The organism is Sulfitobacter sp. W002, from assembly GCF_025142135.1.
GTDB classification, from domain to species: Bacteria; Pseudomonadota; Alphaproteobacteria; order Rhodobacterales; family Rhodobacteraceae; genus Sulfitobacter; species Sulfitobacter profundi.
Genome location: NZ_CP081126.1, coordinates 1,650,720 through 1,664,145, shown reverse-complemented (window position 1 = coordinate 1,664,145; position 13,426 = coordinate 1,650,720). Strand labels below are relative to the sequence as shown.

Here is a 13,426-nt window from a genome sequence, read left to right as displayed (position 1 = left end):
GGCACTTTTGTTTGGCAAAGCTCAGGACAGTTCAGTTACCCATAGCTCCCTGACCAACGTTTGCTCGGAACGTGGCTTTGTGCGATTTTTGCAATTTTAGCTTGAACATTCGGGGCGAGTGACTGCGATATCGACGCATATGCACGCGGGTTGGCTATCCAGCGAGCGAGCTGAGCGAGTTCGGCGTCCGTTCGCGGATCAAGCTCCAGCGCCTGAAGCGCTAATAAGCGACGTTCAAGATCCCTGAGAACGAAGTAGGCAGAACTGCTTCCAGCGCTCGGCGCGTCGATAATCCAAAGCGGGTCGAGCGTCTCGACGCTCTTCGGGAAAAATGCCGCCGGTAGGACCTCTAAAGCGGTCTTGACCTTGTCGTGGATCGAGCGCTCACAGACGCACTCACCATTACGATACAAGGACTTGAGGAATCTGAGGGAACTTAGCGCCCGCGCGCCGCCTGGGGCTAAAATTCCCTCCGCCTCAAGGCCTTCCGCCACGGCGTTGAATCCGTAGACGTGAATGCCGCGCTCTGCCAGGGTGAGCACCCCATGGTTGCGAACACCTACATAGAGTATGTCGGCTGCGAACAACATACCTCTGCCGCCGGTGGGAACGTTAGCCGCGAGAGTGGCAAATGCAGCATTATCGCTGATTTCCTGCGTGTAAGTTGTTCGAGGCCGAAATTGTGCGAGCAGCTTCGCCAAGCGCCCGTCTGTGTCTCTGCAAATCTGCGCTTCAAGTTTAAGATGTTGAACAAAAAGAGCGCCGTGAGTGGATAGCGCCTTCAACTTCGCGAAAGTGTAAGATGCGACCGACGCGCCCCGCGCCTCCAGTTCTGCCGATCGGGCAACAAGCACCTTGGGATCATCATCAACGATTAGGAAGTCGCGATCGCTATGCGCGTCCGCGTCACCACGCGCAGTGGAGCCGAAAAGCGCCTCAGCTGATGCGGGTCGGATCGATGTTTTTGGAAGCATCAACGCAGGAACCTCTTCACTAAGACTGCTGTAAAGATACCGAGCCATCCAATCGCTGCCAATGCTTCCATCACCGACAGAATCTTAGCGAAGTCGGACATCGGAGTTACGGAAGAAAACCCGAGCACTGTAAGGACGGAAAAAGTATAGAATACCGTATCAATGAAGGAAGCATGTCCTGCAAGCCCAACTTCCCCTTGCAACTCAGACACTGGCGAGGCCAACGTAGGCGCCAAGTCAGTTGCTTTAATAGCGTCCCCGATAAGAGTGTAGTTTAAGTAGGACACTGCGAAGAAGAGCACCAGCGTCCAAAAAAGAAACCGCCAAGGGCGATACCCAAATCCGGTTATATAGTCGTGCAATATGCTACAAACCCAGCCCCATAAAGCCTCTTGCAAAGTTTTCTTTTCTACGCGCAAGTCATGCCAAATTTGGTATCTGGTCCACCGTCGAAACTTGATGTCAGCCTCCATGAAGAATTTATCTTGGCGCTCCTCAGCAAAGTTAGATAGCATCGAATGGTAGGCGGATATTCCCACGTTGGCGGCTTCAATACGAAATCTTTTTGCGAACCTCACCTTTTCTGGCCGCAAATAGACCCGAGTCATTCTGACTTTCCATAAGTTACAGTTGACGATCCTGCAGCCATGAAACTCGACCTCATTCAAATGGGCTCCAGTAAAAAGGCAGTCCTCAAATAAGCAATCTGTGAATGTAATTTTTGAAATAATTGTTTTTGAGAAAGCCACGTTCCGAAAGGTGACGTTTTTTATTCTACGTATCGGAGGAACCCATTCTCCTTGGGGAAAGACTTTGTTGCTTACAGTGTCACCCGGCGACATCGGAGGCATCACGCAAGCCCCTAAAATTTCTGGCTCTCCATCCAATCTGAACAAGTTATCAAGCAACTATAACTACCTCATTGTGTCTTGAAGTGAGCCACACGAGCGTAGCGCACCTGTGAATGCCGCGTAATCCCCCAACTATGCTGCTCACGTGTTAAGGCGGCTATCAACATTCCTTAGCTATTGATGTGTATGCCATCTTGCCAAGTCTACACGACGTTGCTTCTCTACCACGCTTTCTCTTCCTGAATACCCAATCGTTCATGGATTGCAATAGGAGCTCTTTGCGCATCGCGGACGTTCATCCAGGACGCAGCGAACGACTGCTCTCCGCCCCCATTCCAAATGGCCCTCGCAATCGCAGCGCAAACTGAGCGGCCGCAGTGAACGGCAGCAAAGTCCTCACAGCTGTCGTTGGACGGCACCTTCGATGCCGCCCCGATTGCGGACATTGCGAACGGCAACTCTAAGCCCATACTGACTGCGTTGGCGTCGGAGGTTTTCGCGGTTGCGGCATAGGCTGATCGACGCGATGTCGTCGAGATGAAAGATCAGGCCGAGGCGGGCCCACATGCAGTCCCACTTCGAAAGATGCTTTTTCAGCCCCTCAGGACCCCTAACGCATAACCCACACCCTGGACCCGATGATCCCCCGCCCCTGACACAAGAGGAGGAGGGCGCTATATTAATGCATGAGCGAACTTGAGAAATACCGCGGGCGAGACCTGATGCTGCTGATCTCGCCGGAGTTACTCAATGACGCTGAGCTTGAGCAACGCCTTAGCCGCTACACTGAGATTGCCCGGAAAGATGGCCAGAACGGGCGCATCTGCGAATGGATTACCAGGCAAGATGCTGAAGCGTTGCTCTGGATAGGAGGTGCTTGATGAGTGGAATGAAGAAGCAAGAGTTTCGGGCACGTATGCGTGATGCGCGGCCCGACCTGTCTGTTTTTCGGGCCAGACCATGGTGGCAGCGTGCGCTGATCCGCTTGGTCTGGCGCGTGGCTCCTGACTGGTCGCCCCGGCGTGAGCGGGAGGCCATGGCGTTTCGGAACGCTCGCGGAAAGATCCCACCTGACATCGACCTCGAGATCTAAGGCGCGCTCTTACAGACAAATTTCCAAATTGTCTGTAACCCGATGCCGACCGATTTTTGGGGCGGCACTCTTTGTCCCTACCTCTCTCTGCATGCGCTACCTCGATATGGACGGCATCACCCACGCGATGTTGTTCGATGACAGCGACCGTAAATTTCTGATCGAATGGCACCCGACGCGCCCGCTCTCAATCGGAGGGATTGACGGTTTGCTTTCGGTTAAGGTCTGTTGGATCAAGGGGAGGCATGTGGACAGAGTTCGCGGTTGAAATTCGACTGTGCCATGGCACTTGGTATGTGAATGCATTTTACGATCCGTCGATGATAGATAAAGTGGCAACAATTCTTCGATTCTATTACATCTACATGCTCCCCGGGTCGGCTGAGACCGGAAAGCCGAAGGCGGAACGTCGAACACCCACAATGAAGACCGGCGTAGCAAGGGGCAAAATCTACGTGCGCGATGTTCTGTCTTTCAATTGATCAGGGCCCAACTATTCGAGTTCATATCGTCTTCGTGAAGAGCTTGGAGGCGAACGTTATCAAGGCGCCTTTTTTAGGATAATTTTTTCCCCGGAAGCGAACAGATAAGATGAAACGGTATTCGTAGAGATTGGAGAATATAGTTAAATGCCTTCAAGAATTCTAAAGCTCAACATCGCAAATTTTCGCGGAATCAAAGAGCTAACATGGCGCCCGGCACCTGGTCTCAACTTAGTCCTTGGCGGCGGGGACGCAGGCAAGACAACTGTGCTGGATGCAATCAACATCCTGTTTTCTCCAGCGGCATCTCTGGCGGTAACTGAAACTGACTATTGGATGCGAAACCTCGAGCATGGCTTCTGTATTGAATGCGTCATGCAGCTCGGAAGCGAGGTGGACATCAATAATCAGTCTTTGATGATCTATCCATGGCTTTGGAACGGCGAGGAAGAGGTGTTGCCTGACCCGGGATCTGAAAATGACGATGGCATCGAAGTCTACAAGTTCAGGTTTTCGGCAAGCGACCAGCAAGAATCGACTTGGGAGATAGTGCAGCCTGACGGAGGCTCGGCACGCCTTTCAGTTGGGTTGCGCCGCCAAATCGGACTGATTTCGCTTCCGAGCGACGATCGCAACGACAAGGATCTGCGCCTCGTATACGGTTCAGCCTTGGACCGGCATATTGGTGATCCGGCTTTGCGTTCGCGTATAGGAAGTAAGGTGGCAGGACTCAATCTTCAGGACGACCTGTCACCTGAAGGAAAAGCGGCGCTGACTGGGCTTGACGCCCGGTTCAAGGAGAAAGCACTTCCTACCGGCATCTCGATCGGACTTGCGAGTTCACAGGGCGTCTCAATTGGCTCGTTGGTTGGACTTCTGGCCGAACGAGCTGATGATATATCTCTCCCCCTTTCTTCTTGGGGGGCTGGAACGCGACGGCTTGCAAGCTTGGAGGTGGGTGCAGCACAAACCGCCGCACCGTCGCTCATTACGATCGACGAAATCGAACGTGGTTTAGAACCTTATCGACTTCGACAGTTTTTAATGGGGTTATCCGAACAGGACGGTCAAGCCTTCATAACAACCCATAGCCCGGTAGCAATCAGTTGCGTCCAAGATGCCCACATGTGGTATCTTGATAGCAGTGGAAATCTGGGTCAGCTTCCACCTCCTTTCGTAGAGAAGCAGCAGAAGAATGATCCGGAAACATTCTTGGCTCGCGTTGCAGTCATTGCAGAGGGTGTCACTGAAGTCGGTTTCTTGAGCTACCTTCTTGAAAAAGCTCTGGGCCATGATCCTCTCGACCATGGGATTCGGATCTGCAACGGCCAAGGCAACGATCACACCTGTCTCTTGCTTCAAGCGCTCGATAAGTCCGGACTGAAATTCGCGGGATTGGCAGATAATGAAGGCTCGCGGTCAGGGATTTGGGCGGATCTCAAATCGAGCATGACTGACCGCCTGCTTCAATGGGACGAGAGGTGCACAGAAGAGGCTGTAATATCGGCAATTCCAGATGCGCGCATTCCTGACCTTATCGGCACAGAGGCCGATGAGGCCCATGGCGTTAGACTGAGGCATTTGCAGGAAAGGATAGGGGCGCCTGAGAGGTCGATGGAAAGCATCGAAGCCAAACTTGCAACAATCGGGAAGTCATTAAAAGAACTCGTCATCGAAGCTGCGAGCGGAGCCAACGGGAGCGCACCTGAAGGTGAAAAAAAAGCCTGGAAAAGCCACAGCGCGAAGTGGTTCAAATCTGAGCTCGGGGGGCGTGAACTTGCTGAAAAGGCCCTCTCACTCGGCGCTTGGGATGGATTATCTCCGAGAGTGCTGCCGTTTCTTACCGCTATCCTCGCAAGCGTCAATCTGACGATTTCGGAGAACATCCAAATTGTCTGACCAAACCGTCCACGATCTACTACGAAGTGACAGGCCGCTTGTTGTGATCGAAGCGCCCGCCGGCTGCGGGAAGACCTTTCAAGGAGCTACCTACGCACAAGACATTGCGCCTAAATTGGGAAAAGGCAGGATGCTTATTCTGACCCACACAAACGCGGCTTGTGATGTTTTCGCGGAGAAAACGAAAGGGCTACCGAGAACGAAGGTTGAGATCAAAACGATAGACTCGCTTATTATTCAAGTGGCAGGCGTGTATCACGAAGTCTTAGGACTACCGCGCGACCCAACGACTTGGGCTTACGCTAATGATAATGGATTTGATAAATTGGCAACCAAGGTTTCCAAGCTTCTTACCAAGTATCCAATGATACCCTCGGCGTTAGCTCGGCGGTATCCAGTCATAGTCTGTGACGAACATCAAGATGCATCGCCAGAACGCCATGCAATAATCATGAAACTTTTCGAGCACGGTGCGCACCTCAGAGTTTTTGGCGACCGCATGCAGAGCATATATGAGCGCACTGTAAGAGGAGCCGAAAGACAGCGGGAGCGATGGCAGAGGCTCGTCGATGCAGGTGTATATGGCGAGCTGGACCAACCACATCGATGGATGGCGGATGGCAATGGATGCTCAGAACTGGGAGCGTGGGTCCTCAGAGCCAGAGAGACGTTGTTGGCTGGGGGGACTGTCGACCTAACGCGTGATCTACCGTCTTCGGTCAATATCATCCGCGCAGAGAACGTATCTCCCACCCGGGAAGGCTATCAAGTTGATCGGAGTGAAAGGCCGCCGCTAAATAGGTGCTTAGATTCACACACCCAACTGTTCGTGCTGGCAAACTCCAACGGTTTAGTTCGAAGTCTTCGTTCGTTCTGGTTTCGACGGGTTCCCATATGGGAAGGACACACGCGCAGCGCTCTGGCCCAGCTAATTTCTGATATTGAGCGCGATACTGGTGACGCCCTGAAGCTCGGGAATGCGTTGATCGAGTTTATGTCTGCCATCGGAACAGGTTTTTCACGCTCTGCCCATGGAAACATATTGCTCGCTGAGATTTCTTGCGAATGCTCAAGGCCACGGACCAGGAAGCCCGCCAACATTCAGGCTCTGGCAAAGATCATCTTGGGTGAGCCAAACCACGTAGGTTTGGCCAAGGCGATCAGGCAAGTTGACGAACTCATGAGAACCAGAGCTGAGGGTTTTACCGACATAAAAATCGACCTGTGGCGAGAATTTCGTGAAGCCCAAACCATGGCTCAGTTTAGCGACCTGACAAAAGCCTTTGCAGAAATCAATATGAGGCGGAGTGTATCGCGTCCTAAGCCGCCATCAAAATCGATCTCAACTGTTCATAAGGCTAAGGGGTTGGAATGCAATAATGTCATGTTGGTTCACTGTGACCGTGGAAGCTTTGGTGACACGATCTACGGGAGGTGCAAACTCTATGTTGCCCTCAGTCGCGCGAAATCCTCTCTGACCCTTGTTATCCCCAACAACGATCCCAGTCCATTGTTGGCGATTTAGTGTATCTTCTGGCGTAATTTCTCCGATGAACTTTGGCCCGTTTGCGAAAGTTTGGCTAATATGGGGTTCAAATACGACGATGGACTGGTCCGGCCGAATGGTGATCAGGATAAGCAATGTGCCGGTAGTGCTGGACGAAGATACCGCACCACTATCGGGCTTATCACAACGCCGTGCAATTGCGCGAAGGCACAACTGATATAGTTACCTGACAGCGATATCCGGAAATCACATAAGACACGGGCACAGCGTGACTTTGAATGTCACACAAAACGGGCATAGCGCGACATTCGATGTCGCAAGATACGGGCATAGCTCGACATCCGATGTCGCAAGATACGGGCATAGCGTGACATCCGATGTCGCAAGATGCGGGCATAGCGCGACATCCGATGTCGCAAGATACGGGCATAGCGCGACATCCAATGTCGCCAGATACGGGCATAGCGTGACATCCGATGTCGCAAGATACGGGCACAGCGCGACATCAGGAGGAACGTCATGACTGACCGCACCTACCCACGCCCGGCCGTCGAACTCGACGCGCTCCTGGACGCCATAATCGAGGCAGGTGCCGATACCGGCACCGCCGGCATCGGCAACCCCGACATTATTGTGATCTCGCTTGAGGGAGCGAACGCCGAGGAGATTGATGCTATTTGGGAGAAGGCGATGCGGGGACTGGCCCTAAAGGATCTCGCCCAGCTCGATCAGGAAGAGATCGATGACATCGAGACGCTGCGAGCGAAGCTCGACGCCGGTCCAAACAGCGATCTCACAGACCCTATTACGTCAGAGACATTTGAGGATTTGCGGCGGCGCGCGCGCGGCGCCTCCGACCATGACGACGGCCTGTTATGATTTGGGGGTGTCCGCAAACTGTGTTGGTGCGCTTCGTTATCGAGCACTTCGTGGTCGGCAGAAAGCCAGGCACGCGCGTGGCCTCAGGCTACTACCATATTCAGAATGTGAACTCGCTCCAGGCACGCTACAAGAGGTTCGTGTAGCCCTTCTGCGGACCGGCGACTAAGAACCTCAGCGGCTACGTCCGCTGGTTGAAGGTGCGGCTGGCGGGTATGCGCCCGGCGGAGATCGTCCACGCTTCGTAGGTCAGATATCGCGAAGAGATCTGCTTCGAGCCCAAACCGGCTGCGTGAATTTTGGGAGACATCGCATAAAATTTCTCGAAAGCGGACGTTCACGGTTGATGCTATACTGCGACAGACCTGAAAGTGACGGTTCTGGGTGACTTGGCCGAGGCAACACCTCAGTCGCACTGGACGGGCATTCGGGACTTCACCATTTGGGGTGCAACACATCCGGTTAAGGGCTTGCGATAAAGACAATCCTCTTTTTAGATGCTTTGATTATTGCGACCATGTCCGGTGGCGGTTATCAAAACCACCTCGAATCCTTACGCAATCTAAAGACAGCATTTGTCTTTCATTTCGAGCCCCTTTTGGCGCGCCAGTTTCAACCACGCGGGGAAGCCACAATTGCGCATTACTGCTGTCGGCCAGCGTTCGACGGCACGTCGGGTTGCTGAGAACGACCCTACGAAGATTACTTGCTCCTGCGCCCGCGTAAGCGCTGTGTAGATCAATGAGCGATCCACGATCATGCTTTGGTAAACAGGGATGATCACGCGGGACCACTGACTTCCTTGCGCCTTATGCACGCTGATTGCCCAAGCAAGCTGGAGAAATTGTCCGTCCTTTTGCTGAAGCTCGTGCTTAGCGCCGTCGATTTCGGCATGAATTGCATTTCCATCGATCCCGATGATGCGGCCGAGGGCGCCATTCGTCAGGCCTCGCTTTGGATCGTTTTGCGTCCAAATGACCGGTTCGCCCTCAGCAATATGCTGGGTTCCCGGCCATAAATTGGGCCGTTTCCTGAGTATTAGCTTGTGAAAATAGCTGTTTATTTGACTGATTTCACGGTTCGTAGGCGCGATGATTTGCACTGAGGAGCGGTTATCCCCACTGCTCGATAACTCCCTTCCAATCCGCAGAATCTCGTCGCAGAAAACATCGCGACTGCACGGATGGAACGAGACGCCAGGCTTGGGTCCTGTGAACCCTGGCAGTTCTCCGATAGAGCCATTGCGCACTCCTTCCGCGAGCGAAGGAATTCCCGAGCTTTGATCCTGGCGATGGACCCGATCGAGGACGACCTTCCTTGTATCAGGGTCGACGGCGAGATGGTGAAATACGACGCCCGGTGATACTGGCGGAAGCTGTGCAGGGTCACCGCAAAGCACGAGTGAAGCTTCACCGAGCCGTCGAACGATGCGCCAAAGCTCAACGAGGCCAAGCATACTCGCCTCGTCGGCGATCAGGACTTGGTCCGACCCCAGCAGGTCATTCGTTTTTCCCTTTTCAATAAGAAATCGAGCCACGGTTATCGCACGCCGCCCGGTTGCTTCAGATGCTCGTTGTGCAGCGCGACCCGACAGGGTAATGATCAACGGCGCCTTACCAATGGCCTCCTGCGTATCGCAGATACCTTTTAGGACTGTGGTCTTGCCCGATCCCGCATAGCCGGCCAGAACCAACAGGCGGTGCCTGTGAGACATCCTGACGGCTTCCCGCTGAGCCTCCGTCAGCGGAAAGGGCTGCCCTACTTCATAGCGTTTTATGAGGCATTCCAGTCTGTCTCCATCGGTAATCCCAGAACACGGAGTCTGAGGGGCAAACTTCGCCAACAGGAGCGCACACCCAGCCTCCATGTGCGCTGCACCTGGAGGCTGAAGCGCCCCACCGAGCCTGACAGCAGCCCCAGTATCAACGGCATAGTCTGCGATCACTGGATCAACCCTATGTCCAGAGAGCCTCTGAGCGCGCCGTAGAGCGTGTTCACGACTCATGAAGGTGCATCCGCTATCCAGCCCGCCCTTGCCCATCAGGGCGGCCTCAATGGCGGCTATCTGGCGGCGCGGATCTTGCTTCGAGATCCCAACGCTTGCCGCAATTCGATCAGCAGTCTTCCAATCACTCACAGCGAGCAGCAGGTATGGGTTCTGCTTTATGGCCTCGGTGCCCTGTTGCCCCCACGCTCTTGCAATGCGAATGGCTTTGTAGATTGGGATGTCCGACCCGACGCTTACCAGCCACGCCAGAAATTCTGTTTCTGGTAGTCGCGTCTCCAGAACCGCCGCGGCATTAATCGCGGGCGCCTCGCCGATAATGTCGACCACACGGTCATCCAATGACAGAATGGCCTCGCGCAAATCAGACCCGAACGCCTCGACCAAAGCATTCGCGCGAGTTGGACCGATGAATTTGAAAGCTCGATCGCGAGCCAGATATTCCGCGAAAAGCGAGGGGCGAGCAGGAAGTCCTGTTGTCGTGCTGTTCGGTTGGAATGTCAAAGATCGAGCTCTCCTGGCTTGATGCGACCGCCCAAGGTAATCAACTCTGCCACTTCGTCGCCCCGCATCAGTTGGCTACGGAGACTCGCATTCTCTGCTTTCAGTTCCGCATTTTTGCGCTCCGCTGCCGAGAGCCGCATTTGCGCGTCGCGCAAGCGCTCGATAGGAACCATCAACGTAGGGTCAGCCGCTACCCGTTGGGTGTCTTCGTCCGGCGCCACGCGACCACGACGAGAATATTGCACCCCATGGTGATCTGCATGCTCTTGGAGCATCCGTTTGATTTCACTGTTGCCATCGATTTGGCCGTTGCTCAAGCTGGCCTGTCGCTTGATTTCGGCATGCCAAAGGGCGCCATTTTTGACAGGCAGGATGCAACCTTGTGCCGCACATTTCTCAATCAGCAAGCGAACGCGTTCAGCAGCCTCCTGGGCCGTCGATCGGTTACTTCTTTTGGCTTGGGAAGGTTGCGATGTTTGTTCCATGAAGCTGCTCTCTCAGTTTGGCATTTTCGACGCGGAGCTTGTGTGCATCCTTTGAAAGCTGCTCCATGTCAGAACGGTAGGTCTCAATCTCGCTCTCTTTTTTCGCCAGCTTGGTGTGAAGATCCACGGTATCAACCCAGTGGCGCTTGGCATCTTCCATCTGCTGCTTCAGTGCTTCTCGTAATTCGCGGATTGCTGAAACCGTTGGCGGAACGTCTGCTTGTCGCTTCGGTGCCGACAGACTTTCCAGCCGCTCTTTTACATCGGCATAAAAGGGACGCCAAATCAGAGCCGCCGAACGTCCGGCTTCCTTCGCCAGGTTGGTAGCGTTGATCCTGAGCCTGCCCAATGCAGCCTGAGATTTAAGTTCCTTGGACTTGGGTTTTCCTGCGATGAGCCGATCCAAGGCCGCGTGAAAGTCTGCTTTAACGGCTTCAGGTTTGCCGCTCTTGTGGCGAGTCCGCTTAGCCATTGGCAACCTTTCTAAGGGCCGATGCGATACAATCCTCGGCGATTGCGTCAAGCTCCTCCTCGGTAGCACCGATTTGCTTTAGCCATACACGCGACTGCTTCGAGACATTCAGTTGCGCTTGATACATCGACAGCGGACGATTTTGGCACTTCATAAACGCTACGATTTCTTGGGACCGCCTATACCTAACTTCCCAAAACGGCCGATGCTTCGGCAGAACAAGATAGTTGATGCAACCAAGACACCTGCTCGGCGTCCGATAACGCTTATCAGCGCCCATACCGTCCAAGATGCGGTGTATTGTATCACCATCCTTTCGGCATTCCATATCGTCTGCCCGGATAGAAACCGCCGCACATAGACCATGAGCGGCGTCTGAAACCGCACTGCGCCTCGCCGTTCTCAGATCTCTCCTCCCGTCCTCTACGATCCGATACTCCTCATCGACCAAGCGGCGTGTTTCATGAAGCCACTCTGAAACCACCTGATGTCGGTCCTCCGGATTTGCTCGATCGAAACGCTCCCGGAGCTCCTGCCAGTCTCCCCTCTGCCTGACCTCCTCAACACCTTTCCCTGCCAAGGCGGATTGAGAAAGAGCTGCAACGATATGTTCGGCAGCGAGTTGCGCCTCCATTTCGTTCAATTGCTTTATCTGATGGACGTTATTCGTATAGCGGTTCGTCATAGCGATGGACATGTGCCCATACTGGACCCGTATCTCCTCTCTCAGTCCGGGTTCCATCGAATACGCGAAGTTGGCGAATGCCTTGCGTAATTGATGACTATGCAAAATCCCTCCACCGGAATCCCGCCAATGCCCAAGCCAACCATCTTGCACGAGCTTCGGAGAGTCGTCCGGAAGCGCAGAGAGTTCCTCTTTGCAGGTGTGCGCCAGAAACTGTCGGATCGCTTCGTTATGGGTTCCGTTTGTGAACCTCACAAGCGCAGAACCGTCAGCCGGCACACCTCCGGAACCCCAATTTACGAATAGAAGCTTCGACACCTGCGGATTGGTGTTGGGTGTTTTGAGTAGGTTTCCTATCTGGATAAGGACGTCCACTGCACGCTGCGCCAAGACATCAGGGGCCTTTCCAAATGGCAGACTCGGCTTAACCCCTACAATCCACTGATGAGCCTCTGGTATACCCTCGTTGATCTTTGTTGTCACAGAGTGGATGATTACCAGAGTTTTCGCCCCTCCCGATACGAGCTTCTCCTCGATACACGCGGCTTTATTATTCTCTCGAGTTTCGGACAGAAGTTCGATCAATTCGCCTGAGCGCATCCCGGAACTTTGTTGAATTGCAATCATTCCTGCGGCCTGAACATAGCGAACCAAACGGCCGAGCTGACGAATAGTTTGATCCTGTTCTTGATTAGTTTCTTGATCGCGGTAGTTATCAAGAGGCTCATGCCACGGAACACCATCGATCTCCGAGAATTGAAACGTGGCCAAATCTTGTTTCGCGAGCATGGTTGCGTAGCGATGGCCGACCTCGCGACCGACATGACGCCGCTTCGCATCCTCGAAGATACTCAGCGCCTCTATTACATCCTCAGCCCTTTGACCCAGCCAATCGCCAGAGGCATTCAGCATAGGAATGAGAACCTCGTCAGGAATGGGGCGCCATTCCTCCATCTCCTTTCGCCCAAGTTCGTTGGCTACCAGTGAACTCTCCCCGGTGTCGAAGGGATGTTCGGGCAAACAGGGTCTATCAAACGTCCGGAGTATCTCGAATTCTCTAAAGATCATGGCAAACAAGTTCAGGTAGTTCGTGGGCGTCGACGCTACGATATCCTCTGGCTTCCCACCGAGATGCTCAAGGAGTGAACCTGCGAACGTGCGCGGGTTATCGATCCCACCATCGGCCCAGACTCGATCTCGTGTTACATACCCAAAATCGGAGATATTCTCCCGCATCATCCATGCAAAAATTGCACGCAGGTAGCGGAAAATGGCATTGGCTTTAGTTCCTGATGTGAATCCGTTTTTCGTTACTGTTGAGCTCCAGAGAACCAGCTTACAGTCCAGTAATAGCCCTTCATATCCAGGTTCAGTGAGCGCTGGTTGATTGAGGGGCAATGGAGATGAGAACCGAACTTTACGTTCGCTTTCCATAGCGGTGCCGTCCATGATCCATTCATCGTCGGCAAATACAGAGCGTGAGGAAACCCTCCACTCATTAACAGGCACGTTTTCCTGCCCAATCGCATCGATCCGCCTCAACAAGTCTCGATTTAACGGCTCGGATAGCATAGAATTGAGCATGATCAT

12 protein-coding genes are annotated in these 13,426 nt (G+C 53.6%); 5 read left to right on the top strand and 7 right to left on the bottom strand.

What is annotated here, in order from left to right; genetic code table 11:
- Window positions 1-35: 35 nt before the first annotated feature.
- Complete coding sequence (locus K3758_RS08245) at window positions 36-974, bottom strand: nucleotidyltransferase domain-containing protein (RefSeq protein ID WP_409202627.1); 939 nt, start codon at window positions 972-974, stop codon at window positions 36-38.
- Window positions 974-1,816: a pentapeptide repeat-containing protein gene (locus K3758_RS08240; protein ID WP_259950030.1), complete on the bottom strand. Its 843-nt coding sequence runs from the start codon at window positions 1,814-1,816 to the stop codon at window positions 974-976. Before K3758_RS08240 ends, K3758_RS08245 begins: the two co-directional genes overlap by 1 nt.
- 695 nt (window positions 1,817-2,511) lie before the next feature.
- Here K3758_RS08240 and K3758_RS08235 point away from each other — a divergent pair.
- The 4 genes from K3758_RS08235 to K3758_RS08220 all read left to right on the top strand — a co-directional run bounded on the left by K3758_RS08235 (window position 2,512) and on the right by K3758_RS08220 (window position 6,824).
- Window positions 2,512-2,706: a hypothetical protein gene (locus K3758_RS08235; protein ID WP_259949904.1), complete on the top strand. Its 195-nt coding sequence runs from the start codon at window positions 2,512-2,514 to the stop codon at window positions 2,704-2,706.
- Complete coding sequence (locus K3758_RS08230) at window positions 2,706-2,918, top strand: hypothetical protein (protein ID WP_259949903.1); 213 nt, start codon at window positions 2,706-2,708, stop codon at window positions 2,916-2,918. Before K3758_RS08235 ends, K3758_RS08230 begins: the two co-directional genes overlap by 1 nt.
- A 629-nt stretch (window positions 2,919-3,547) precedes the next feature.
- Window positions 3,548-5,299: an ATP-dependent endonuclease gene (locus tag K3758_RS08225; protein ID WP_259949900.1), complete on the top strand. Its 1,752-nt coding sequence runs from the start codon at window positions 3,548-3,550 to the stop codon at window positions 5,297-5,299.
- Window positions 5,292-6,824 (top strand): UvrD-helicase domain-containing protein, encoded by a 1,533-nt coding sequence (locus K3758_RS08220; protein WP_259949899.1) that lies wholly within the window; start codon window positions 5,292-5,294, stop codon window positions 6,822-6,824. Before K3758_RS08225 ends, K3758_RS08220 begins: the two co-directional genes overlap by 8 nt.
- A 263-nt stretch (window positions 6,825-7,087) precedes the next feature.
- On the opposite strand, the gene K3758_RS08215 is transcribed toward K3758_RS08220, so the two are convergent.
- Complete coding sequence (locus tag K3758_RS08215) at window positions 7,088-7,327, bottom strand: hypothetical protein (protein ID WP_259949896.1); 240 nt, start codon at window positions 7,325-7,327, stop codon at window positions 7,088-7,090.
- Between K3758_RS08215 and K3758_RS08210 the strand changes: the two genes are divergently transcribed.
- Entirely contained in the window at window positions 7,326-7,685 is a 360-nt protein-coding gene (locus tag K3758_RS08210; RefSeq protein WP_259949888.1) for a hypothetical protein, read from the top strand. The two genes, K3758_RS08215 and K3758_RS08210, sit on opposite strands and share 2 nt — an antisense overlap.
- Before the next feature lie 562 nt (window positions 7,686-8,247).
- Here the strand turns inward: K3758_RS08210 and K3758_RS08205 are convergent.
- From K3758_RS08205 to K3758_RS08190, 4 genes are read right to left on the bottom strand one after another with little or no spacing between them, the layout of a single operon-like run.
- Window positions 8,248-10,194, bottom strand: coding sequence for an ATP-dependent RecD-like DNA helicase (locus tag K3758_RS08205; protein ID WP_259949887.1), 1,947 nt, complete (start codon window positions 10,192-10,194; stop codon window positions 8,248-8,250).
- On the bottom strand, window positions 10,191-10,679 hold the full coding sequence (locus K3758_RS08200) for a hypothetical protein (protein WP_259949886.1): 489 nt from the start codon (window positions 10,677-10,679) through the stop codon (window positions 10,191-10,193). Before K3758_RS08200 ends, K3758_RS08205 begins: the two co-directional genes overlap by 4 nt.
- Window positions 10,639-11,151 (bottom strand): hypothetical protein, encoded by a 513-nt coding sequence (locus K3758_RS08195; RefSeq protein ID WP_259949885.1) that lies wholly within the window; start codon window positions 11,149-11,151, stop codon window positions 10,639-10,641. The genes K3758_RS08200 and K3758_RS08195 overlap by 41 nt, the downstream gene beginning before the upstream one ends.
- A complete protein-coding gene (locus tag K3758_RS08190; protein ID WP_259949884.1) occupies window positions 11,144-13,426 on the bottom strand; it encodes a hypothetical protein in 2,283 nt (760 codons plus the stop codon). Before K3758_RS08190 ends, K3758_RS08195 begins: the two co-directional genes overlap by 8 nt.

Excerpts from the sequence above, each read along its gene's own strand:
- K3758_RS08190 (WP_259949884.1), bottom strand. The coding sequence starts at position 13,426 with ATGATCATGCTCAATTCTATGCTATCCGAGCCGTTAAATCGAGACTTG.
- K3758_RS08240 (WP_259950030.1), bottom strand. The coding sequence starts at position 1,816 with ATGTCGCCGGGTGACACTGTAAGCAACAAAGTCTTTCCCCAAGGAGAA.
- K3758_RS08245 (WP_409202627.1), bottom strand. The coding sequence starts at position 974 with ATGCTTCCAAAAACATCGATCCGACCCGCATCAGCTGAGGCGCTTTTC.
- K3758_RS08225 (WP_259949900.1), top strand. The coding sequence starts at position 3,548 with ATGCCTTCAAGAATTCTAAAGCTCAACATCGCAAATTTTCGCGGAATC.
- K3758_RS08215 (WP_259949896.1), bottom strand. The coding sequence starts at position 7,327 with ATGACGTTCCTCCTGATGTCGCGCTGTGCCCGTATCTTGCGACATCGG.
- K3758_RS08210 (WP_259949888.1), top strand. The coding sequence starts at position 7,326 with ATGACTGACCGCACCTACCCACGCCCGGCCGTCGAACTCGACGCGCTC.
- K3758_RS08200 (WP_259949886.1), bottom strand. The coding sequence starts at position 10,679 with ATGGAACAAACATCGCAACCTTCCCAAGCCAAAAGAAGTAACCGATCG.
- K3758_RS08230 (WP_259949903.1), top strand. The coding sequence starts at position 2,706 with ATGAGTGGAATGAAGAAGCAAGAGTTTCGGGCACGTATGCGTGATGCG.
- K3758_RS08235 (WP_259949904.1), top strand. The coding sequence starts at position 2,512 with ATGAGCGAACTTGAGAAATACCGCGGGCGAGACCTGATGCTGCTGATC.
- K3758_RS08195 (WP_259949885.1), bottom strand. The coding sequence starts at position 11,151 with ATGGCTAAGCGGACTCGCCACAAGAGCGGCAAACCTGAAGCCGTTAAA.